General features: G+C 69.7%; 21 protein-coding genes. 14 read left to right on the forward strand and 7 right to left on the reverse strand.

Translation table 11 applies throughout. The annotated features are described in order from the left end of the window. Positions 1 to 60 precede the first annotated feature (60 nt). Complete coding sequence (gene uppS / locus HWV07_RS17065) at positions 61 to 981, forward strand: polyprenyl diphosphate synthase (RefSeq protein WP_178335474.1); 921 nt, start codon at positions 61 to 63, stop codon at positions 979 to 981. A gap of 58 nt (positions 982 to 1,039) precedes the next feature. On the opposite strand, the gene HWV07_RS17070 is transcribed toward uppS, so the two are convergent. Then, positions 1,040 to 1,204 (reverse strand): PhlB family protein, encoded by a 165-nt coding sequence (locus HWV07_RS17070; RefSeq protein WP_178335475.1) that lies wholly within the window; start codon positions 1,202 to 1,204, stop codon positions 1,040 to 1,042. Between the two features lie 169 nt (positions 1,205 to 1,373). Between HWV07_RS17070 and HWV07_RS17075 the strand changes: the two genes are divergently transcribed. Continuing rightward, positions 1,374 to 1,643 (forward strand): HalOD1 output domain-containing protein, encoded by a 270-nt coding sequence (locus HWV07_RS17075; protein ID WP_178335476.1) that lies wholly within the window; start codon positions 1,374 to 1,376, stop codon positions 1,641 to 1,643. Positions 1,644 to 1,986: 343 nt separating this feature from the next. Here the strand turns inward: HWV07_RS17075 and HWV07_RS17080 are convergent, their stop codons facing one another. Further along, on the reverse strand, positions 1,987 to 2,595 hold the full coding sequence (locus HWV07_RS17080; RefSeq protein WP_178335477.1) for an undecaprenyl diphosphate synthase family protein: 609 nt from the start codon (positions 2,593 to 2,595) through the stop codon (positions 1,987 to 1,989). An 81-nt stretch (positions 2,596 to 2,676) separates the two neighbouring features. Here HWV07_RS17080 and HWV07_RS17085 point away from each other — a divergent pair, with 81 nt between their 5' ends. Beyond that, positions 2,677 to 4,002: a DUF92 domain-containing protein gene (locus tag HWV07_RS17085; protein ID WP_178335478.1), complete on the forward strand. Its 1,326-nt coding sequence runs from the start codon at positions 2,677 to 2,679 to the stop codon at positions 4,000 to 4,002. Continuing rightward, positions 3,999 to 4,406: a GNAT family N-acetyltransferase gene (locus HWV07_RS17090; protein WP_178335479.1), complete on the forward strand. Its 408-nt coding sequence runs from the start codon at positions 3,999 to 4,001 to the stop codon at positions 4,404 to 4,406. The genes HWV07_RS17085 and HWV07_RS17090 overlap by 4 nt, the downstream gene beginning before the upstream one ends. Here the strand turns inward: HWV07_RS17090 and dnaG are convergent. Next, positions 4,383 to 5,792 carry a DNA primase DnaG gene (gene dnaG / locus HWV07_RS17095; protein WP_178335480.1) on the reverse strand — a complete coding sequence of 470 codons (1,410 nt, stop codon included), beginning with the start codon at positions 5,790 to 5,792 and terminating at the stop codon, positions 4,383 to 4,385. The genes HWV07_RS17090 and dnaG overlap by 24 nt on opposite strands. 175 nt (positions 5,793 to 5,967) lie before the next feature. Between dnaG and HWV07_RS17100 the strand changes: the two genes are divergently transcribed. The 6 genes from HWV07_RS17100 (at position 5,968) to HWV07_RS17125 (ending at position 11,172) form a co-directional block, all read left to right on the forward strand. Continuing rightward, the gene (locus tag HWV07_RS17100) at positions 5,968 to 6,315 is read left to right on the forward strand and encodes a tRNA-binding protein (protein WP_178335481.1); all 348 of its coding nucleotides are present in this window, start codon (positions 5,968 to 5,970) and stop codon (positions 6,313 to 6,315) included. Between the two features lie 79 nt (positions 6,316 to 6,394). Then, positions 6,395 to 6,628, forward strand: a complete 234-nt coding sequence (locus HWV07_RS17105) for a DUF3311 domain-containing protein (protein ID WP_178335482.1) — start codon at positions 6,395 to 6,397, stop codon at positions 6,626 to 6,628. After that, positions 6,625 to 8,157 carry a sodium:solute symporter family protein gene (locus HWV07_RS17110; RefSeq protein ID WP_178335483.1) on the forward strand — a complete coding sequence of 511 codons (1,533 nt, stop codon included), beginning with the start codon at positions 6,625 to 6,627 and terminating at the stop codon, positions 8,155 to 8,157. Before HWV07_RS17105 ends, HWV07_RS17110 begins: the two co-directional genes overlap by 4 nt. Before the next feature lie 251 nt (positions 8,158 to 8,408). Continuing rightward, on the forward strand, positions 8,409 to 9,938 hold the full coding sequence (locus HWV07_RS17115; RefSeq protein WP_178335484.1) for a CARDB domain-containing protein: 1,530 nt from the start codon (positions 8,409 to 8,411) through the stop codon (positions 9,936 to 9,938). 82 nt (positions 9,939 to 10,020) lie between these two features. After that, entirely contained in the window at positions 10,021 to 10,215 is a 195-nt protein-coding gene (locus tag HWV07_RS17120) for a hypothetical protein (protein ID WP_178335485.1), read from the forward strand. 60 nt (positions 10,216 to 10,275) lie between these two features. Continuing rightward, a complete protein-coding gene (locus HWV07_RS17125; RefSeq protein WP_178335486.1) occupies positions 10,276 to 11,172 on the forward strand; it encodes an HFX_2341 family transcriptional regulator in 897 nt (298 codons plus the stop codon). Between the two features lie 76 nt (positions 11,173 to 11,248). Here the strand turns inward: HWV07_RS17125 and HWV07_RS17130 are convergent, their stop codons facing one another. Beyond that, the gene (locus tag HWV07_RS17130; RefSeq protein WP_178335487.1) at positions 11,249 to 12,019 is read right to left on the reverse strand and encodes an SRPBCC family protein; all 771 of its coding nucleotides are present in this window, start codon (positions 12,017 to 12,019) and stop codon (positions 11,249 to 11,251) included. A gap of 229 nt (positions 12,020 to 12,248) precedes the next feature. After that, positions 12,249 to 14,180: an aldehyde ferredoxin oxidoreductase family protein gene (locus HWV07_RS17135; protein ID WP_178335488.1), complete on the reverse strand. Its 1,932-nt coding sequence runs from the start codon at positions 14,178 to 14,180 to the stop codon at positions 12,249 to 12,251. A 135-nt stretch (positions 14,181 to 14,315) separates the two neighbouring features. Here HWV07_RS17135 and HWV07_RS17140 point away from each other — a divergent pair, with 135 nt between their 5' ends. Beyond that, positions 14,316 to 14,708: a VanZ family protein gene (locus HWV07_RS17140; RefSeq protein WP_178335489.1), complete on the forward strand. Its 393-nt coding sequence runs from the start codon at positions 14,316 to 14,318 to the stop codon at positions 14,706 to 14,708. Positions 14,709 to 14,863: 155 nt separating this feature from the next. Here HWV07_RS17140 and HWV07_RS17145 read toward each other — a convergent pair whose 3' ends face one another. Both HWV07_RS17145 and HWV07_RS17150 read right to left on the reverse strand, forming a co-directional pair. Further along, the gene (locus HWV07_RS17145) at positions 14,864 to 15,997 is read right to left on the reverse strand and encodes a DUF5305 family protein (protein ID WP_178335490.1); all 1,134 of its coding nucleotides are present in this window, start codon (positions 15,995 to 15,997) and stop codon (positions 14,864 to 14,866) included. Beyond that, positions 15,987 to 16,502, reverse strand: coding sequence for a hypothetical protein (locus tag HWV07_RS17150; RefSeq protein ID WP_178335491.1), 516 nt, complete (start codon positions 16,500 to 16,502; stop codon positions 15,987 to 15,989). Before HWV07_RS17150 ends, HWV07_RS17145 begins: the two co-directional genes overlap by 11 nt. A 206-nt stretch (positions 16,503 to 16,708) precedes the next feature. Between HWV07_RS17150 and HWV07_RS17155 the strand changes: the two genes are divergently transcribed. The 3 genes from HWV07_RS17155 to HWV07_RS17165 all read left to right on the forward strand — a co-directional run bounded on the left by HWV07_RS17155 (position 16,709) and on the right by HWV07_RS17165 (position 20,843). Beyond that, the gene (locus HWV07_RS17155; protein ID WP_178335492.1) at positions 16,709 to 17,245 is read left to right on the forward strand and encodes a hypothetical protein; all 537 of its coding nucleotides are present in this window, start codon (positions 16,709 to 16,711) and stop codon (positions 17,243 to 17,245) included. Positions 17,246 to 17,306: 61 nt separating this feature from the next. Then, positions 17,307 to 18,401: a signal peptidase I gene (locus HWV07_RS17160; protein WP_178335493.1), complete on the forward strand. Its 1,095-nt coding sequence runs from the start codon at positions 17,307 to 17,309 to the stop codon at positions 18,399 to 18,401. Between the two features lie 126 nt (positions 18,402 to 18,527). Then, positions 18,528 to 20,843, forward strand: coding sequence for a bacterio-opsin activator domain-containing protein (locus HWV07_RS17165; RefSeq protein WP_178335494.1), 2,316 nt, complete (start codon positions 18,528 to 18,530; stop codon positions 20,841 to 20,843). Positions 20,844 to 20,870: the final 27 nt, after the last annotated feature.

A 20,870-nucleotide genomic window follows, 5' to 3' on the forward strand; every position in this document is an offset into this window, starting at 1 on the left:
GCGCGCGAGCACGGCTCGACACCGACACGCATTTGTTTGCGCCCCGACCAGACGAAATAGATGAAGCGAGGGCCACGTCGGCTTGCGCGACGCGCCTACGAGCGGCTCCTCGAACGGGAGATCACCGGCGCACCGACGCACGTCGCCGTCATCCAGGACGGCAACCGCCGGTACGCACGCGAGAACGGTGCCGAGAAGACCGAGGGCCACCGGGCCGGCGCCGACACGACCGAGCAGGTGCTGCAGTGGTGTGCCGACATGGGCATCGAGGAGCTCACCCTCTACGCCTTCTCGACGGAGAACTTCGAGCGCCCGCCCGACGAGCGCGAGGCGCTGTTCGACCTCATCAGCGAGAAGCTCCGGAGCTTCGCCGACCACGAGGAGGTCCACGACCGGGAGGTCCGCATCCGCGCCATCGGCGAGACCGACCTGCTCCCCGAGCGCGTCCGCGAGGCCATCGAGTACGCCGAGTCCCAGACGGCCCACTACGACGAACTGTTCCTCAACGTCGCGCTCGCCTACGGCGGCCGCGCCGAACTGCTCGGCGTCGCCCGGGACGTCGCCCGGGAGGCCGCGACCGGCGACCTCGACCCTGCGGAGGTCACCGTCGACGAGATCGAGGACCGACTCACAGCCCGCTCGACGCGCGCGGTGGACCTCATCATCCGCACCGGCGGCGACGAGCGGACCTCGAACTTCCTGCCGTGGCACGCCAACGGCAACGAGGCGGCCGTCTACTTCTGTACGCCCTACTGGCCGGAGTTCTCCCGCGTCGACTTCCTCCGGGCCATCCGGACCTACGAGTCGCGCCAGGAGTCGTGGCGCCGGACCCGCGTCAAGCGCGCCGCCGCGCTGCTGCGGGCGGTCGGCGACGTCGAACTCGAGGAGGCGCGCCGCGTCGTCGGCCGGTTCCGCGACTCGGTGCCGGACGGCGAACTCGAAGACGTCGAAGTCGCCGAGCCGGATCAGTCAGCGGACTGACCGCACCCGACTTCGGAGCCGGAGTGTGTCCGCAACTCTCTCCCTGCGAGAACCGGGGCTACTCCACCGGCTCGACCGTCTCCTCGCCGCAGTGCGGGCAGTGCTCGTGGTTCTCCGAGACGGCCCGCTCGCAGGAGGTACAGGCGTACGCTCGCCCTTCGCCCCGCTTGAACGCCCGCTTGGTCTCCTCGAACTTCTCGCCGGCTTTCCTGAAGATGCCCATCACCTGTGGTTGGGTAGCACACCGAATAAGCGTTGGGCAGCCGCCGGTCGAGGCGCTCGAAACCGTCGCCGTCGGCGGTAGCGCAGCCGCGACGGCGAGCCGGGTCGGGACAGAGTATGTGAAACGCTGGCGAACACGTATACACGTCCGGGCCCAATCTAGCGATATAATGGACGAACCCCAGCAGGAGGACATCTTCTACCGGGACTTCGACACGGACGGATTGCGACCGGGCGTCGCGGTCGTCGAAGCTATCGGCCGGATCGACGAGCGCGACCCGGCCGAGATGACGCCGCTGTGGGGCTGTATCGACGGGATGCTCGAACATCTCTTCTCCGACCCGCCGGCTGCCGAGGCGGACATGGAGGTCGAGTTCAGTTACGAGTCGTTCCGGATCACGGTCTCCCAGGACGGCACCGGCAAGTTCGTCAGGACGTAGCCGCGCCGGCGGCCCGGTCTACCGCCCGAACCTGAGGGAGACTCGCTCCACTCGTCTCCCGGGGCTCGGTCTACCGCCCGAACCTGGGGGAGACTCGCTCCACTCGTCTCCCGGGGCTCGGTCTACCGCCCGAACCTGGGGGAGACTCGCTCCACTCGTCTCCCGGGGCTCGGTCTACCGCCCGAACCTGGGGGAGACTCGCTCCACTCGTCTCCCGGGGCTCGGTCTACCGCCCGAACCTGGGGGAGACTCGCTCCACTCGTCTCCCGGGGCTCGGTCTACCGCCCGAACCTGGGGGAGACTCGCTCCGCTCGTCTCCCAGGGCTCGGACGCTTCCCGTCGGTCAGCGTCCGAACCTGCGCTGGCGCTCCTGGAACTCCCTGACTGCCCGCAGGTAGTCGCGCCGGCGGAAGTCCCGCCAGTTGACGTCGGTGAAGTACAGTTCCGAGTAGACCGACTGCCAGATGAGGAAGTCCGAGAGCCGCTCGGCGCCGGTCTTGATGACGAGGTCCGGCGGCGTCTGGAAGACGAGCCGCTCCTCGATCTCCGACTCGTCGACGCCCGCCGGGTCGAGGTCGCCGGCGGCGGCGTCCTCGGCGATGCGGCGGACGGCGGCGGCGAACTCCTCGCGGCCCCCGAGGCCGATGCTCACCTGGACGGGCGCATCGGCGGCGGCGTCGGCCTCCGGGCCGCGGACCGCGACCTCCCGCGGGCTCTCGAGGTCCGAGAGCGCCGACCGGAGCGTCGGGACGGCCGCCTTGTCGAGGACGCTCACGTAGATGAGCACCCGCTCGGCGCCGGTCTCGAAGGCCCACTCGAGGAACGACGCCAGGGTGTCGTAGGCGCCCTGCTCGAGGAGGTCGTGTTCGGTGATGACGAGCGCGACCTGCTCGGGGACGTCGGCGTCGCTCGTGCGGACGCGGGTCGCCAGATACCGGTCGTACAGCCCCACGTTCGCGTGTTATCCTGGAGTCGCCTGAACGTATCGGTCCCCTTCGGGAAGGTTAAGTGGGCGACGACGGAATCTCGGTTCGTGACTGGCGAGGTACGTCGTGCCGTCGGCTTTCTGCTGATCGGAGCCCTCGCGTTGCTCGCGCCGGCGCTCGACGGCCGGACGAGCGGGTCGCTCGTCGCCGTCGGCACCGTGGTTCCCTTCGCCCTCGTGGCCGCCGTCGCGCTCGTCTCCACGGAGGGGCCGCTGTTCGAACTCTTCGCCCACGCCGGCGACCGCACTGAGGGACGTCTCTACGGCCTCGCCTCGTTCTCGCTGGCGGTCTCCGGGCTGGCGGTCCTCATCGTCGCCTTCGACCTCCCGATCCCCGCGTTCGTCGCGGGCGTGTTCGTCCTCACCACGGGGAACCTCGGGCAGGCGGTCGTCTCGCGGTACGACCCCGACCTCGTGGTCGGCACCACCGCGTTCGCCGTCGCGGGGACGCTCGGCGCCGTCGCGGCCATCCTCGTCGCCGGCCTCCTCGGCGCCGGGACGTTCGCGCTGCCGCTCGTGGCGTTCGTCGCCGCCAGCGGCGCGCTGCTCGGGGCGCTCATCCGGTCGGTGCTGTACGTCCGCGACGACTCGCTGGTGTTGCTCTCGGCGGGGCTGCTCGTGTGGTTCCTCCTGAGCCTCGACCCGCCGAGCGTGACCGGCCAGCGCGTCGCCGTCGGCTTCGCGGTCACCTTCGCGCTCGGCTACCTCGCCTACGCGCTCGGGACGGCCTCGGTGACCGGCATGTTCACCGGCGTCCTGCTAGCGCTGTTCGCCGTCGTCCTCGGCGGCTACGGCTGGTTCGTCCTGCTGGTGACGTTCTTCGGGCTGGGCGGGCTCTCCTCGAAGTACCGCTACGAGGAGAAGCTCGACCGCGGCATCGCCCAGCGGAACGAGGGCGCCCGCGGCAGCGGGAACGTCCTCGCCAACTCCGCGGTCGCGCTGGTCGCCGTCGTCGCCTACGCCGCCTCCGGGCTAGCCGGGATCGACCCGGCGGTCTTCCGGCTGGCGTTCGCGGGCGCCGTCGCCGCCGCCCTGGCCGACACGTTCTCCAGCGAGTTCGGCGGGCTCTTCGACGACCCGCTGCTCATCACAACGTTCGAGCGTGTCGACCCCGGCACCGACGGCGGCGTCACCTGGCAGGGCGCCGTCGCGGGGCTGGCCGGGTCCGGCCTCATCGCCCTGCTCGGCTGGGGGTTCTTCGACTACGGTCCGCTGCCGGCGGTGACCGTCGCGGTCGCCGGCGGCGTCGGGATGACCGTCGACAGCCTGCTGGGGGCGACGCTGGAGGGCCACCACCTCGACAACCAGGGCGTGAACCTCCTGGCGACGCTGTCGGCCGGCCTCGTCGCCGGGGCGGTCGCGCTGGCGCTGTGACGGTCCGCTCGATGCGGTCGGCCGACGAACCGGCCGTCCGCTCGCTGCAAGGTCACCTCAAGTACGCCGACCAAGAGCTCGTGACGGCCGCGCTGGAGGGTCCCTTCCTCGGGCTCGTAGTCGAGACGGACGGGGACGTCGCCGGCTACGCTATCGCGTTCCCCGGTCGAGAGACGACGCTCTCGGAGCTGGTCGTCGCGCCCGAGCACCGCGGATCGGGCCACGGACGGGCCCTGGTCGAAGCGGTCGCCGTGGAGACATCCGGGGACGGGCTGGTCGTCACGACGCCGGTCGGAGAGCAGGAAGCGCAGCGATTCTACGAGGCACTCGGCTTCGAGGTCGACGAGCGGTTGTCGGGGTTCTACGGGGACGACGACGCCCTACGCCTCGTTCGTCGCGAGTAGCTGGTCGGCGGTCCGGACCCGGACGCTCGTCGGTTGCTTGACGAACTCGCCGGTCGAGGCGGCGACGATCTGGTCGACGCCGCGCTGGGCCGCCACGTCGAGGAGCCGCTGGTCCAGTTCCGCGTCGAGGACTACGGCGGTGACGTCGGCCGACGCGTCGGCGAGGAGGTCGAAGGCGTCCGTCGCGTGCCCGCTCGCGACGACGCCGAACTCGGCGTCGAGCAGCCGGACCGTCCCTGCGTCGCCGTCGACGACCGCCCGGACGTGGCCGCGCAGCGTCTCGGGCTCGTCGGCGGATTCCGACTCCGGATCGCTCTCGTCGTCCTCGGGGGCGGCCGTGGACGTCGAGGAGGGCTCCTCCATCGTCGGCGCGTCGTCGACCGTGTCGTCGGCCGCGTCGTCGACGGGGCCGGCCGCCGATTCCGGGTCGGGAGTCGCCGCCTGGGCCGACGCGCCGTCGGTCTTCACCGGCCGGTCGTTCGGCTGGGGCTCGGCTGCGGCGCCGTCGCCGGCCGCGGTCGTCGGGTCGGCGTCGGTCGGTCGCTCCACGCCGCTCGGGACGACGTCGCCCGGGTCGTCGGCCGCCGCGACCCGGTCGTAGGGGACCTTCTCGCGGAGCGCCGTCATCACCTCGTGGCGCGCGAGGTCCTCGACGGAGCGGCCCTCCGGCGCGAACGCGACGTGGTCGACGTCACCGACCTGCTCGAGCTCCTTGAGGATCAGCTCGCCCCCGCGGTCGCCGTCGAGGAACGCCGTGACGGTCCGGGACTCGGTCAGGTCGGCGACGGCGTCGGGGACGCTCGTCCCCTCGACGGCGATGGCGTTCTTGATGCCGTACCGGAGGAGCGTGAGCACGTCGGCCCGCCCTTCGACGACGACGATGGCGTCGGAGTCGGCGACGTGGGGGCCGGCCGGGAGGCCCTCGTACTCGCTGATGTCCTCGACCCGGACCGCCTCGCGGACCTCCTCGACGAGGTCCCGGCTGGAGCGGACCGAGTCGTCGAAGGCCTCACCGAACAGCGTCTTCGCGCGCTCGACGACCTCGCGGCGCTTGGCGGCCCTGACGTCCTCGATCTTCCGGACCTCGATGGTCGACCGGCAGGGGCCGACCCGGTCGATGGTCTCCAGGGCCGCCCCCAGGATGGCGGTCTCGACCTGGTCGAGGCTGGTCGCGATGGTTATGTGTCCGAACGACTGGCCGTTCTGGGAGTCGATCTCGACGTCGATGCGTCCGACCTTCGAGGAGTCCTGCAGCTCCCGGAGGTCGAGGTCGTCGCCGAGGAGGCCTTCGGTCTGCCCGAAGACCGCCCCGACGACGTCCGACCGCTCGACGACTCCGTCGGCCGTGATGTCCGCGTGTACGAGGTATTTCGCCGTGTCTTGCATTGGTGAACTGCCCGTCGCCGGGCGTGGATGGTGATGGTGAATCCATGAGCGAGCCCATGGTCGGTTTAAATACGTTCCGGTCGACATATAAATGGCACGGACCGGCAACCGACCGTCGAGCGCCGGCCGCGGCGGTCCCGTCGACGTTTATGGTGGCCGGCGTCCACGTCGACCCATGGGCATCGAAGAAGCGGACGTGGACCCGACGACGTTCCTCGAGGACGTCGAGATGCGGGTCGGAGAGGTGACGAGCGTCGAACCGTTCCCGGAGGCCCGGAAGGACGTCTACAAGCTGGCGGTCGACTTCGGCGAGGAGACCCGGCAGTCCGCGGCCGGCCTGACCGACCTCTACGACCCCGACGACCTCGTCGGTCGTCAGGTCGTCGCCGTCGTCAACCTCGGGACCGTCTCCATCGCCGGCTACGAGAGCCAGTGTCTCGTCACCGGCGTCGACGACGCCGACGGGAACGTCGTCCACCTCCAGCCGGAGCGGGAGGTGCCGAACGGGACGCGCGTGTACTGAAGAATAATTCTCTTCGACGCCGACGTTCGTCGACGATTAGCAACGTTTAGGCACCTCCGTCCGATAATCGGTCGTAACGATGGTCTCGAAGGTCGAACGGTACGGGTGGGCGGTAGCGATGGCGGTCCTGATGGCCCTGGCCATCCCCTGGTTCCTCTGGGGCGACAGCCGGATAGCCCTGGGGCTACCGCTGTGGCTCTGGTGGCACGTCGGGTGGCTGACGCTGTCCTCGGTCGTCTTCTGCCTGTTCGCGCGGCGCGCCTGGGGCATCGGCATCACCGACACGCGGCCGACCGGAGGTGAGCGGGCGTGACGGCGACCCTCCAGCTCGGCATCATCGTCGGCTACCTGCTCGTCGCGCTGGCGGTCGGGCTCGTCGCCTACCGGCTCACCGACCGCACCGCCGAGGACTTCTACCTGGCGAGCCGGACGTTCGGCACGGTCGTCCTCCTGTTCACCGTGTTCGCGACGCTGCTGTCGGCGTTCACCTTCTTCGGCGGCCCCGACAACGCCTACGCGTTCGGTCCGGAGTGGATCCTCGTCATGGGGCTGATGGACGGGGTCATCTTCGCCGTCCTCTGGTACGTCGTCGGCTACAAGCAGTGGCTCCTCGGCCACCGGCACGGCTACGTGACCCTCGGGGAGATGCTCGGCGACCGCTTCGGGTCGACCGCCCTCCGGGCGCTCGTCGCCGTCGTCTCGCTGTTCTGGCTGTTCCCGTACGTGATGCTCCAGCAGATCGGCGCCGGCGCCGCCCTCGCGTCGCTCACCGGCGGCACCTTCCCCTTCTGGGCCGGCGCGACGCTCGTCACCGTCTTCATGATCCTCTACGTCGCGTTGGCGGGGATGCGCGGCATCGCCTGGACCGACACCCTCCAGGGCGCCTTCATGCTCGTGATGGTGTGGGCGGCGATGCTGTGGGTCCTCGTGGCCGTCGACGGCGGGATCGCGACGATCAACGCCGGTCTTGAGGAGACGAACCCCGAGTTCCTCGCACTCGGCGGCGGCTTCTACACGCCGGCGACGATGCTCACCTTCGCCATCTCCATCGCCTTCGGCGTCGCGATGTTCCCGCAGGTGAACCAGCGGTTCTTCGCCGCGTCCTCCGAGACCGTCCTCAAGCGGTCGTTCGCCCTGTGGCCCGTCCTCGTCCTGCTGCTGTTCGTCCCCGCGTTCATCCTCGGGACCTGGGCCGCCGGACTGGGCCTCGAGGCCGACGTCACCGCGGGCGAGAGCATCCTGCCGGTCCTGCTGGGCGAGTACACCCCGGCGTGGTTCGCGGCGCTCGTCATCGCCGGCGCCATCGCCGCGATGATGTCCTCGTCGGACTCGATGCTCCTCTCGGGGTCCTCGTACTTCACCCGCGACCTCTACCGCCCGCTGGTCGACGAGACCATCTCGCCGACCCGCGAGGACCTGCTAGCCCGCGCGGGTGTGGCGGTCTTCGCGACCGCGGCGCTGGCGGCGAGCATCTGGGCGGAGGCCTCGGCGTTCGGCGGCGGGACCGTCGGTTCCATCCTCGTCAGCATCGGCGACCTCGCGTTCGGCGGGTTCGCCCAGCTGGCCCTGCCCGTCATCGTCGCGATGTACTGGCGGAAGACGACACGCCCGGGGATGATCGCCGGGATCGTCGCCCCGCAGGCCGTCTACGTCCTGTTCAACTTCGTCGACCCGGTGACCGTCGGGTCGGTCACCCTCTTCGCCGACGCCTACCTCGGCTGGGGCGTCTCTATCTACTGCATGCTGCTCGGCCTGCTGGTGACCGTCGGCGTCTCGGCGGCCACCGTCCAGTCGCCGGAGGAGGACACCGACCTCTACTTCGAGGGCCTGACCGCGGACTGACCCATCTCCCGCACGGGCCGACTCGTGGCACGGGATTTCGTATCTCTCCCATCGGCAGGGCGGGTAACGCCACCCAATTACGGAGGTATGGAGAGGTGAAACCGACTGTGCGGGGCTGAGTCGCGCGAACCGGCACGTATCCGTGTGACGCGATCGCGTGGTGATCGGCTTGATTCGGGCCATCGGCGGCCAGGGCGGGCTTACCGGATTTCTCTCCCGATAACAATCCTCCCGGGGGCACAGCATCCGCTATGGGAAAGTTTTCCGTGTTCTCTCTCGTGGTGCTGGTCCTCGTGGCCGGGGCTGCGGTCCCCGGGGCCGCGCTCCAGGGCGGCCCGCCCGACCACGCCGGGGGCGGAGACGGCGGCGGTCCCCCCGACCACGCGAACGGCGGCGACGCCGACGACGATGACGCCGAAGCCGACGGTGACGACGACGCCGGCGAAGAGGAAGCGGGCGACGAGGCGGACGACGGTCCGCCGGACCACGCGAACGCCGCGGAGGAGGGAGGTTCGGAGTCGGCGGATAGTGATAGCGACGACGCCACGACCGACGCGGACTCGGACGAGCGCGACGGCGAGTCGTCGCCGGAGGGTGGGTCGGACTCCGACGACGGCCCGTCGGACGTGGTCGACTCCGTGCTCGAGCCCCTCGACCCGTCGGAGGACCCGACGCCGGAGACGCCCGAAGCGACGCCCGACACGCCCTCCTCGCAGGACGACCGGGAGCGGTTCCCCTTCCCGGAGGAGACGGAGACGTCGACCCCGGAGGCGGAGTCCGAACCGACCGGGACGCCCGGATTCCCATCGAACCAGTCGGTCGACTCGACGCCGACCCCGGACGACGGCGGTGCGTCCACTCCAGCCACAACTCCGACGAGTTCGGGCGTGGCTGACCCGGGGCCGTCGGTCGACGTCGAGACCGGTGAGAACGAAACCGTCGCGTCGGTCTCGGGCGTCGACGACGGCGAGAACGTCTCGATCGATCTGCGCGGCCCGGCGACCGACGGCCGGACCGTCGGCGTCGAGGCAATCGACGTCGGCGTCGGCGACGGGCAAGCCTTCGACATCGGGGTGACCCGCCCCACGGCGAACGCGACCGACGAACCGGTTTCCGGGGTCTCGCTCGCGTACTTCGACGTCGAGACCGACCTGGACGACGTCGAGCGGGCGACGCTGACCCTCGAGGTCGACGCGGACGCCCTGCCGTCGGACGTCGCCCCCGAGGCCGTCCAGGTACTGCGGTACCACGACGGCGAGTGGACGAGCGCGGAGACCTCGACCGACGGGACCGCCAGCGACGCGGCGACGGTCACCGCCGTGACGCCGGGCTTCTCGACGTTCGCGGTCGCCCTGCCGGAACGGCGGCCGCTGCAGGTCACCGACGCCGAGGTGCCGGCCGACCAGGTCCGGGCGGGCCACGAACCCACCGCCCGCGCGACGGTCGCCAACCCCAGCGAACGACGGGCGACCGAGTCGGTGTCGGTCTCCGTCGACGGCGAGACCGTCGAGACCCGCGAGGTGACCCTCGACGGCGGCGAGTCCACCACGGTCGAGTTCGAACTGCCGGCCCAGGCGGCCGGCGAGCGCTCGGTCGCCGTCGAGGGCGTCGAGGCCGGCCAGTTGCAGGTCCGCGGCGCGGACACCGCGACGCCCGCGGCGGCCGAGGAGAGCCGTCTCGACGTCGGATTCGGCATCGCGGCGGCGACCTTCGTCGTGCTCGCCGCTGCGGGGACCGGCCTCCTCGCCTCTCGACGCGAGAACTGGGACTGGCGGCGCTGACTGGACACGGATCGCAGGCTCCGCTCCCGCCCCGGACTCTGCGATGCCACAATTCATTACCGCGCGCCCACTACGCCACTACGTGTCACGATACATCGTCGAGTCGCCCGACGGGCCCGAACGGGGCATCCGGGTCACCTGCGAGGAACACGGCGAGAGCGAGGAGTTCCCAGCGGGCCACGCCAAGGCCGCCTTCTACTGCGAGTTCTGCGGTTACGAGGTGGAGGTCGCGCTCCGCGACGCCCACGACTGGAAGGACACCGGCGAGATGTGTTGAACGGGGCCGCCTTCGGCGCACTCTGCAGGCTTTTATAACCACACGCGCGCTGTAGCCGGTATGCAGGTGCACATCGTCCCGGTCGGGTTCGACTACGACCGGCTCATCGCGCCGCTCGTCCGGGATCAGCTCGACGTGGACCGCGTCGTGCTGCTGGAGGGGGCGGTCGGCAGCGAGGCGAACGTCGAGTACTCCCGGAACCTCGCCGACAAGCTCGACAAGGACTTCACGAACCTGCTGGGCGCCGAGACCGAGCAGTTCGTCGTCGAGGACGTCTACGACTACGACGCGGCCTTCGAGCAGGCCTACGACCTCATCAACAGCGAACTCGACAGCGGCGGCGAGGTCTGGGTGAACGTCTCGGCGATGCCGCGGACGGTCTCCTTCGCGTTTGCGACGGCGGCCCACTCCATCATGGTCGAACGGGAGGGCGACCGCGACCGCATCCACACTTACTACACGGTCCCGGAGAAGTACCTCGAGACCGAACTGGCCGAGGAGCTGCGCGCCCACCGCGACCTGCTCTCGGACCTCCTGGAGGGCGACGTCGAGGACGACCGCGTCGAGGAGCACCTCGAGGTGGCCGACGACCTGCTGGAGGAGTTCGACGAGCGGGGCACCACCATCGGCGCCAAGAAGTTCGGCGACAGCCACATCATCGAGCTCCCGGTCGCCTCGTTCTCGAACGTCAAGCCGTTCGAGGAGCTCATCCTCTTCACGCTCGGCGAGCACGGCGAGTTCGAGTCGGTCTCCGAGCTCGCCCAGACGCTGGCCCGCGAACTCGGCGAGGAGTACACCGACAGCTTCCGCTCGAAGGTCATCTACAACGTCGACCGGCTGGGCCCCGGCGGGAAGGGGTACATCGAGCAGGAGTCCCACGGCAAGTCCTACCGGACCCGGCTCTCGCGGATCGGCGAACTGTGGGTGCGGTCGCACGCCGACCAGTCCGAACTGTAGTCGAACGGGGCTGCGACCGTGTAGCCGAACGCGGCCGCAGCCGGCGGGAGCCGGCCGCCGATGCCGCGCGGCCCCGCTAAATCCGGTCGCCGGTGCCGCGCGCGGAGGGATTCTTCTCCAGGGACGGAATCTCGCCGGTCTCGACGAGGCTCTTGAACCGATCGAGGATGGTTCCGACCGCGGCCTCCGGCAGCAGGCGCCCCGCGATCGCCCGCCCGACGGCGCCGCCCGGCGGGTCGAGGGCGACCGTCAGCGTCACCTTGGTCTCCTCGCCGTCCGCCAGTTCCTCGAAGCGGACGGTCCACTCGTTGGCGACCGCCGCGTCGCCCGTGGAGCGCCAGCGGAGTTCCTCGCCGGGGCGGTCCAGCATGGTCCGGGTCTCCCACGAGAACTTCCGGCCGAGCGGTCCCGTCATCTCCCAGCGGAGGCGGTTGCCCTCGGCGTCGCTCACCTCGGCGAACTCGCCGAGCAGCCGGGACAGGTGTTCGGCGTCCTGCCAGTACTCCGAGAGCTCCTCCGCCGGTTTCCCGACGATGATGCTGCGCTCGACGCCGCCCGGGCGCTCGGCGGCCGACGGGTCGCTCCGGTACACCTCGGACTCGGCGTCGCGGCCGCCGCGCTGGAGCGGGCTCCAGTCGCCGAGCCCACGGTACAGCAGCGCGCCGCCGACGCCGGCGCTGGCGAGGCCGGCCAGCGACCGGCGCCGGAGCCCGCCGACCAGCATGAAGCCGCCGAGGGCGGTCGAGGCGGCCCGCTCCCAGCCCCGGAGGTCGGCCTCGGCGGCCGACTCCTCGACGGCCTCCTCGGCCTCGGCCTTCGGCGCCGCGTCCTCGCTGGCGGTCGTCATCGGCGGCACCTCCCGACCGGCAGTGGCTGTGCGGGTGCGATTCCCCCGGCCCGTCGCGTATGCGTAGCTTCCAGGAACATGCGAAGTCAGCAACCGTACTATATAAGGTGGATTCCGGCCTTAGCTTCCGGGCCTGCAAGTGCAGCAGTGGCCGGTATCCGGCCGCCGCACTATCGCTCGAGCCGGTCGGCTGCTCGGCGTGTTCGAAAGAACGGAAGGTGGGTCTCGCTCAGTCGTCCGCGGGAGCAGGGCTGTCGCCGGCGGAGACGCCGGTGCCGGGCCCGACGTCGATGTCGAGTTCGTCGAGCTTCTCGTCGGTGACGACGCCGTCGACCCAGCCGCGGTGCTCGTAGTAGGCGTCCTTCATCCGGTCGAGTTCGACCAGGCTCCCCTCGACGCCACCCTGGCCGGGGACGGCGTCCTCGTGACCTTCGACGAACCGGTCCGGCAGCGAGTCGTCGGCGCCGTCGAAGCCGGCGAGGTTGTTGTAGTAGCGCTCGAGGTTCCAGACGCGCTCGCCGGCCCGCATCAGCTCCTCCTCACCGACGTCGCGGCCGGTCATGCCGTTGTACTGCATGACGTACTCCTCGATGCCCTCCGCGAAGGCGTTGAACTTGCAGATGTCGAAGGAGTCGCTGATGGCGTGCATGTCCTGGAACGTCGCCGAGAGTTCGGCCTTCCCCTCCCACTCGACGGGGTCGACCTTCTCGGGGATGCCGAGGATCTCGGCCGCCGGGGTGTAGGCCCGCAGGTGGCAGGCCCCGCGGTTCGAGGTGGCGTAAGCGATGCCCATCCCCTTCATGCAGCGCGGGTCGTAGGCGGCCATCGTCTGGCCCTTGACGTCGAGCCGGCAGTCGTGGGCGTCGAGGGCGTCGGCGACGCCGCTGGCGCCCTCGGCGAGGACGTCAGCGAGGTCGCCCTCCCGGTGGGCGATGCGCTCGACCATGTCGATCATCTCGTCGACGTCGCCCCACTCGATGCCCTCGTCGATGTAGCCCTTCTCGGAGGCCTCCATCGCCATCGCGAGCATGTTCCCGGTGTCGATGGTGTCGATCCCGTAGTCGTTGCACTGGTCTATCATCACCGCGATCTTGTCGCGGTCGTCGTTCATCGAGTTCGGACCGAGCGCCCACGCCGACTCGTACTCGTAGGACTCCATCCGGACGTTCATGTCCTCGCCCTTGTGCTCGACGTCGACCTCGACCTCCTTCTTGCAGGCCACCGGACAGGAGTGGCAGGTCGGCTCGTCGACGAGGATGTTCTCCCGGACGTTCTCGCCGGAGACGTTCTCGGAGTCGATGTTCGGGTCGTCGGGGTCCGCGTCGGCCTCGTCCTGGGTCGAGGTGTACCGCCCGTTCCGGGTCGGCAGCCCAGACATCTCCTCGGTGGCGTTCATCAGGACGTTGGTGCCGTACAGCGAGAGGCCGCCCTCGTTGGGCGCGGTGACTTCCGACTCCTGGATGACCTCCATCGCCTGCTTGTGGCCCTCCTTGAACGTCTCCGAATCCGCGGGTTTCGGCATCTTCGTCGTGGACTTGACGACGACGGCCTTGAGGTTCTTCGAGCCCATCACGGCGCCGGTGCCGCCCCGGCCCGAGGCACGGTCGTCCTCGTTGACGATGCAGGCGTACTTGACGCCGTTCTCGCCGCCCTGGCCGATGGCCATCATCGAGAGGTTCTTCCCGTAGCTCCCGTCGACCTCGGCCTCGAGTTCGTCCCGGGTGTCGTGGACGCCGGAGCCCCAGAGGTGCGAGGCGTCCCGGAGTTCGACCTCGCCGTCCTCGACGACGGCGTACACCGGGTCCTCGGCCTGCCCCTCGAACAGCAGGCCGTCGAAGCCCGCCCACTTCAGCCGCGCGCCGGACCAGCCGCCGTGATGACTATCGGTTACGGTGCCGGTCAGCGGCGACTTCGTGCAGACGGCGATGCGTCCGCTCATCGTCGTCTGGGTGCCCGTCAGCGGGCCGTTCATGAACGCCAGCAGGTTGTCGGGGCCCATCGGGTCGACGTCCGGACCGTTGTCGAAGACGTACTTGACGCCCAGCCCCCGCGCGCCGATGTACTTCTCGGCGTCCTCCTGATCTATCCCCTCGTAGTCGACGCTCCCGTCGGTCAGGTCGACGCGAGCGACGTGGTCGTGGAATCCGCCTAGGTCTGTCATAGTAACGTGTGTCACTAGCTAGACGGACCCATACGTCGTAATACTTGCCGACGAGATGTAACCGGAAAGGGTTACGCGGGCGAACGGGCCAGCGACAGCGAGCAGTTGAAGTCCCAGCGCCCTCATCCCTGTGCCGTGACACGCTCGCTGCCGCCGGCGCCCCGGCCGCTCCGCTACGCCGGGGTGGCCGCCTGCGCAGTCGTTATCCTCTACGCCTCGGTGCTCGAACCGGGCGACGGCGCCGCCACGACGCTCTTCGGCGTCGGCGCGACCGTCTACCTGCACTTCCTCGCCTACGGGGGGCTTGCCGGCGCCATCGGGTACGCTCGACTGGCCGCGGACGGTCGGACGTTGGCCGCGGCGGCTGGTACCGCGACGCTGTTCGGCGTCATCGTCGAACTCGTCCAGGGGACAATTTCCTATCGGACGATGAGCGCCTTCGACGTGGTCGTCAACGGCGTCGGGGGCGTCGCCGGAACGCTGCTGTGGCGCGGTCTCGCTCCGCTATTCGGCGCGGAACGACCGTGATAAGCACTCCCCGGGATGCCCACGGCGAGCGCCAGTCAGGCCGTGACGCCGCTGGTGTCGGCTATCTCGCTATCGTATCAGTCCGGTGTTCGGACCTGGTGAGGGACTGAGCATCCCCGACCTGGATGCAAAAGTCCCGAAAGGGGGATGAGGTATCAGTCCCGGACGCTGGCCTCGCCCTGCTCCGATGCCGACACCCACGACCCGGTCGGCCTGAATACGTACACCGTCCCGCCGTCGATGACGTAGTAGGACCCGTCACCGACGTCCTCGATGACGCGCTCGTCGCCGTCGATGGCGACGTCGACGAGGCCGCCCAGGGTGTCGGCCTCGACGAGCGGACCGGTACGGAGTTCCCCCGGCACGCGGCCGCGGGTGATCCACTCGTCGAGTTCGTCGCGGGTCCGTCGTTCGAGGACGCGTCGCCGGACGTGGTCGGGCGGTGAGACCCGCCCCAGGAGGCGACCGACCGCGAGGGCAGCCAGTCCTCCCAGCCCAGCGACGAGCGCGAGCGGGCCGCCGACTGCCCCCAGCGGATCGCCCGACCCGCGGACCGTCCGATGCTTGACGAGCACGGGTCTGGACTCGGCGGTGTGCTCCTCGTCGAGAACCGTGTAGGTGTTCCCCTTCGCGTCGAGGGGTAATCTCGTGGTCTCGACGCCAGCGACGGGTTGCTCGTCGACCATCCCCGTCGTGTGGGTCCGGGCGAGCAGCGTCGCCTCGACCGTCCCGGGCGTGCCGCCGACCTCCCCCTCGATCTCCTCGACCCGCTCGGAGAGCGCCTCGACGTCGAGGCTGAAGGGAACGACGACCGTGCCCGCAGGCCCCTCGACGCCCTCGGTCGCGAGTCGCTCCGAGGTCTCCCAGTAGACGTCCCCGCCGTCGACGGAGCGGAGCTGCAGCGAGAGGGTCGTCTCGACCGCCACGTCCTCCACGTCGGTGGCCCTGTAGTCGTGCGTGTAGGTGCCGTTCAGCTCCGGCGCCATCCGGACGACGAAGTTCCGCCGGTCGTCGAGGCGCGTCCCCACCGGGTAGACGGGATTGTCACGCTGGACGGTCGCACCGTAATCGTACCCACCCTCGCCGTCGACGGACCCGGCGACGCGTTCCTCGGTGACCGGCGCCGCGTAGGCGGCGAACGTGAGCCACCCGCCGACGAGGGCCACGACGAGCAGCGCCGTGAGGACGACCGGGAGGTGGTCGTCCAGGCGCACGCGAGCGCGGTCGAGAGCCGACGGGTCGTCGCCGGCTCGGCGGTCGGCGGACGCCTCGAGGCCGTCAGGAAGCACAGTTCGGATTCACCTCCCCGTTCGTCGTCCGCGTCGCCACGACGGTGACGCCACCGGTGGCGGTCAACTCGACGGTCGCGCGGGCGGCCGCCAGGTCCCGGGTCTCGTCGCCGCAGCTAATCTCGACGCGCCAGTCCGCGTCGCCTCCGTCCGTGACGACGGCGACGGTCAGCGCCGGGCTCGAGTCGTCGCCGTAGGACACCAGTTCGGCGCTCACGTCGCCGGTCGTGGTCGTGTCGTACGTGCCCGCGTTGTCGAACAGCGAGTAGATCGGAGCCGACTCGCCGGCGCCGACCGAGACGGCGGCCCCGCTCGCATCCGTCTCGTCGCGGATGCCGAGGTAGGAGTCCGCGTCCCCGGCGACGGTTACGGACATCCCCCGGTCCGCGCTGGTGGCGACGAACGCGCCGCTCGTGCCCCCCGCGAGGAGGACCCCGAGGAGCACGAGGGCGGCGCCGGCCAGCCGGAACCGGCGATCGCCGCCGGTCCCGCGGGTTGGTCGCATCTGCGCACCCTTTCTGACCACCCCTCTTCAACTAATCGCCGGTCGAGGGAAGAACGGGAGTTCGAGGCGACCGGCCCAATACGTATTGGGTACGCAACAGAGAGCAACCCAAACCAATTGGCATCAAGGTGAAACGTTCCTGGTCTAATCGAGTTGGTAAGCATCGAACGCCCCGCAGACGGCGCGGCTCGGTGCGGACAACAACTATGGAACGACGCAACTTCGTCATCGGACTCGGAGGAATCGCAGCGAGCGCAGGCCTAGTCGCCGGATCGGGTGCGTTCTCGCAAATCAGTGCAGACAGGGACATGACCGTTACAACCGCGAACGACTCGGGTTCCTATATCTCGCTGGCACCTGTTTCGGACACGAGTGAATACGCTAGTACGACTACAGATGGTCACGTACAGCTCCATTTCGGTGATATTAATGGTGCAGTTGTCAACGACAACGCAGTCTCCTGGTTCGACAATCTCGTCGAGATCGGGAACCACGTCAACAATTCTGTGTTGATTAATTATAAAATCCTTGATGGGTCTGGGACAGAGGTTACGACCTCAGGGATTACCCTTTACCAGGGTTCCCGGGATACCGAACTTGTTGATGCATCTATTGGTCCGTACGATAGTAATAATTCAGCTCCCAGTACACTCGTATTCGGAGTGGAGATCGATACGGCGAATGGAACGCTACCGACAACTACTCAAGTTGAAATTACTGCAACTGAAGACACTACTGTCTAAGCGGCTCTAACTCCGAGCCACATATTTCCCGGCTCACTCCCACTACGGTACATTTTCTACAGTGCACCCGACGCTCCGCTCCGTCCCGTGGCTACGAACGATCCTCGTGCTCGGAGCCGCGGCGATGGTCCTCGGCGCGGCGTTCGGCCAGCCCGTCCTGCTCGCGTACGTCGAGACCGGCAGCATGGAACCGACCATCGAGACCGGCGACGGGTTCGTGGTCGTCCCTGCGGTCGTCGCGGGGGACCCCGAAGTCGGCGACGTCGTCGTCTTCCAGGCCGAGTCCATCCAGGGCGGCGGACCCACCACCCACCGGATCGTCGGCGAGACGGACCGGGGGTACGAGACCAGGGGCGACGCCAACCCGTTCACCGACCAGGACGGCGGCGAGCCGTACGTGACGGCCGACCGCGTCAGCGCGAAGGCCGTGACCGTCGGCGGCGACCCGATCGTGATCCCGCACCTCGGGACCGCGATCATGTCTCTGGAGGGCGCGCTGTCGACCGCGACCGACTCGATCCCCGTGAGCGGGACCTCGGTGCTCGTCGCGCTCGGCGCGCTCCTGATCGCCGCTGGGACGTTCCTCGGCGGCCGGAGCGTCGACCGGGACGTCGCGCGGAGCCGGTGGCGGCCGGGGAGCTATCCGACCTCGGAGCTGCTGCTCGCCGGTGCCGTCGCGTTCGCCGGCGTCACGGTCGCGGGGACGGTCCTCGCGTCGGGCCCCGCAGTCTACGGCCTGGTCGCGGTCGACGGGGGAGACGTCGACGACCCCCTCGTCGTCGAACCTGGCGGGACGACGACGCTCACCCGCCAGGTCGAGAACCCGGGACTGGTCCCCACAGTCGTCGTCTACGACGGGGGGCCGGGCGTCGAGTCGACGCCGGAATCGCGGCTCGTCGCGCCGCGAGGTTCGGCGTCGTTCTCGGTGACGATAGCGGCCCCGGACGAGCCGGCGCGGTTCGAGCGCGGCGCGTACGAGCATCACTACCCGGCCGTGCTCCCGCCGTCGCTCATCGCCGCGCTCCATGGCGTCCACCCCTGGCTCGCCCTGGCCGCGACGGCCACCGTGTCCGGCGGTGCCGTCGTTCTCGTCGGCCGGTTCGTACTGCCGGCGGACCGCATCCGCGTCCGGAGTTCCGCTCGTCGGCCGTGGTAAATACCCGAGCAGTGAGCACCCATCAGTGACCTCTTCGGCCCGATACAGCTCCTGAGGTGGGGGCCGAACTCATGTTGAGAGGGTGACTTATCTGCGGAAATGCAACCGTCGATCAGGGTGCTCTGCGTGGACGACGATCAGGCGATCGTCGACCTCGTGACCACGTTCCTCGACGACGTCGACGATATCCGTACCTACGGCGAGACGGACCCCGCCGTCGCCGTCGAGCGAGTCCGCGAGGACGCGGTGGAGTGTGTCGTCTCCGACTACCACATGCCCGGCATGGACGGTCTCGAACTCCTCTCGGCCGTCCGGGAGATCGACCCCGAGATGCCCTTCATCCTCTTCACCGGCCGCGGCAGCGAGTCGGTCGCCAGCGAGGCCGTCTCTGCCGGCGTCACCGACTACATCCGGAAGTCGACCAGCACCGACCAGTACCACCTGCTGGCCAACCGGGTCCGGAACGCGGTCGAGGGCCGGCGCGCGCGGACGAACTACCGGGAGGTCTTCGACGCGGCCTCGGACGCCATCCTGGTCGTCGACCCCGAGTCCGAGACCATCGTCGACGCCAACAGGGCGACCGAACGGCTCTGGGGGTACGACGCCTCGGCGCTCGAATCTCGCCCGGTCGAGGACCTCCTCGTGGACGCGACACACGTACGCGATACCGCCCCGACCGGAGGCGATCGCCCCGAGACGGTCGAGGTCCGGTGCGTCCGGGCCGACGGCGACCGGTTCTGGGCCGAGGCGAGCCTCGAGTCCAGAACCTTCGAGGGACAGAACTTGCGTCTCGCCGTGTTCCGCGACGTCACCCAGCGCCGGAACCGCGAGCGCGCGATCGATCGGCTCGTCACCGGCCAGCAGGAGCTGCTGGCCGCCGAGTCGGAGGCCGCACTGGGGGCGGCTGCCGCGAACGTCGCGGTCGACGTCCTGTCGCTCGAGGCCGCGACGGTCTACGCCCGCGACGGTGCCGCGTTAGCGACGCTGGCCTCCGCCGGCATGCCGACGCCCGCCGACCGCGAGTCCCGGGCGCGGCACACCCTCGGCGGGAACGAGCCGGTACTCGAGACCACCGACAACTGGCGAGAACTGCACGTCCCTGTCGGGGACCGCGGGGTCGTCGTCGGGGTCGCCGCTCGCACCCGGTCGTTCGCCGCCCACGAGTACTCCCTGGCGATGGCGCTGGGCAACAGCCTCGATACCGCGCTCGAACGGATCGAGCGCGAGCGACAGCTCCGCGACCGTGGCGAACGGCTGGCACAGCGGCGCGGCGAACTCCGGACGAGCGACCGGATCAACGCGGTCATCCGGAACGTCCACTGGTCGCTCGTCCGCGCCTCGTCGCTCGAGGAGATAGAGCGGCTGGTCTGCGAGCGGCTCGCGGCCTCCGACCCCTACAGCTCCGTCTGGATGGGCCGGTACGACGTCGATGCCGAGGAGATCGACCCGTCGGCCGCCGCTGGACTCGCGGGCGGACTGGGCGATCCCGTCCCCCTGGCGGACGCCCCCGCGACCCTGTCGGCGGCGATCACGGGTCCGTCCACGGAGATCGTCCAGGACGTGTCGCTGGAGCCCGACGCCGATCAGACGATCCTGCGGGGAAGCGACCACCGGTCGATCGCCTACGTCCCCGTCGTCAATCGGTCGTCCCTCTACGGGGTCGTCGCGATCGCGGCCGACGAGCCGGACGTGTTCGGCGACGGCGAGCGGGAGGTCCTCGGGGAGCTCGGCGAGCTGATCGGCGCGGCGATCACCGCCACCCGGCGGGAGCGTGCGCTGTTCGGGGACGACGTCGTCGAACTCGAGTTCGAGGTCACGAGCGGCGATTCGCTCGTCGGCGGCCTCTCGTCGGCGGTCGACGATCGCGTCGACGTCGAGAGCATCCTCGAGACGGGCGACGACGCGCTCTCGATGTTCGTCACGGTCCCCGGCATCGACGCCGACCGGATCGACGAGGTCGGCGCGGAGCACGCGAACGTCCGGTCGGTCGAGGCTGTCGACGAACGCCGCGGCCGCTACGAGATCGTCGTCGACCGGGCGCCGCTGATCGACGACCTGACCGACCTGGGAGCCTCCATGGGCCGGATGTGGGGGGAGGCCGGGCGGGTCCGGTTCGCCATCGAGTTCCCCGGGGACGTCGACGTCCGCCGGTGCGTCGCCCTGATGGACTCGGCCTACGAGTCGACCTCGCTCGTGGCCCGTCGGGAACTCGTCGGCGATGCCGGCACGGACCGCTTCGGCGCTCCGATCCCGGAGGACCTGACCGACCGCCAGCGCGAGGTGCTACGGGTCGCGTACGAGACGGGGTTCTTCGAGTGGCCCCGGGCGCGGACCGGCGAGGAGGTCGCCGAGCGCCTCGACATCTCCCAGTCGACGTTCACCGAGCACCTGCGGTCGGGCGAGCGGAAGGTCTTCGAGGCGCTGTTCGGAGACCCGACCTGAACCGCAGGGCGCCCGGAGCGACACGGC

It is taken from the genome of Natronomonas salina (assembly GCF_013391105.1).
Taxonomy (GTDB): Archaea; Halobacteriota; Halobacteria; order Halobacteriales; family Haloarculaceae; genus Natronomonas; species Natronomonas salina.

Excerpts from the sequence above, each read along its gene's own strand:
- HWV07_RS17125 (WP_178335486.1), top strand. The coding sequence starts at position 10,276 with ATGCAGGTGCACATCGTCCCGGTCGGGTTCGACTACGACCGGCTCATC.
- HWV07_RS17150 (WP_178335491.1), bottom strand. The coding sequence starts at position 16,502 with ATGCGACCAACCCGCGGGACCGGCGGCGATCGCCGGTTCCGGCTGGCC.
- HWV07_RS17115 (WP_178335484.1), top strand. The coding sequence starts at position 8,409 with ATGGGAAAGTTTTCCGTGTTCTCTCTCGTGGTGCTGGTCCTCGTGGCC.
- HWV07_RS17155 (WP_178335492.1), top strand. The coding sequence starts at position 16,709 with ATGGAACGACGCAACTTCGTCATCGGACTCGGAGGAATCGCAGCGAGC.
- HWV07_RS17130 (WP_178335487.1), bottom strand. The coding sequence starts at position 12,019 with ATGACGACCGCCAGCGAGGACGCGGCGCCGAAGGCCGAGGCCGAGGAG.
- dnaG (WP_178335480.1), bottom strand. The coding sequence starts at position 5,792 with ATGCAAGACACGGCGAAATACCTCGTACACGCGGACATCACGGCCGAC.
- HWV07_RS17075 (WP_178335476.1), top strand. The coding sequence starts at position 1,374 with ATGGACGAACCCCAGCAGGAGGACATCTTCTACCGGGACTTCGACACG.
- uppS (WP_178335474.1), top strand. The coding sequence starts at position 61 with ATGAAGCGAGGGCCACGTCGGCTTGCGCGACGCGCCTACGAGCGGCTC.
- HWV07_RS17135 (WP_178335488.1), bottom strand. The coding sequence starts at position 14,180 with ATGACAGACCTAGGCGGATTCCACGACCACGTCGCTCGCGTCGACCTG.
- HWV07_RS17105 (WP_178335482.1), top strand. The coding sequence starts at position 6,395 with ATGGTCTCGAAGGTCGAACGGTACGGGTGGGCGGTAGCGATGGCGGTC.
- HWV07_RS17070 (WP_178335475.1), bottom strand. The coding sequence starts at position 1,204 with ATGGGCATCTTCAGGAAAGCCGGCGAGAAGTTCGAGGAGACCAAGCGG.
- HWV07_RS17100 (WP_178335481.1), top strand. The coding sequence starts at position 5,968 with ATGGGCATCGAAGAAGCGGACGTGGACCCGACGACGTTCCTCGAGGAC.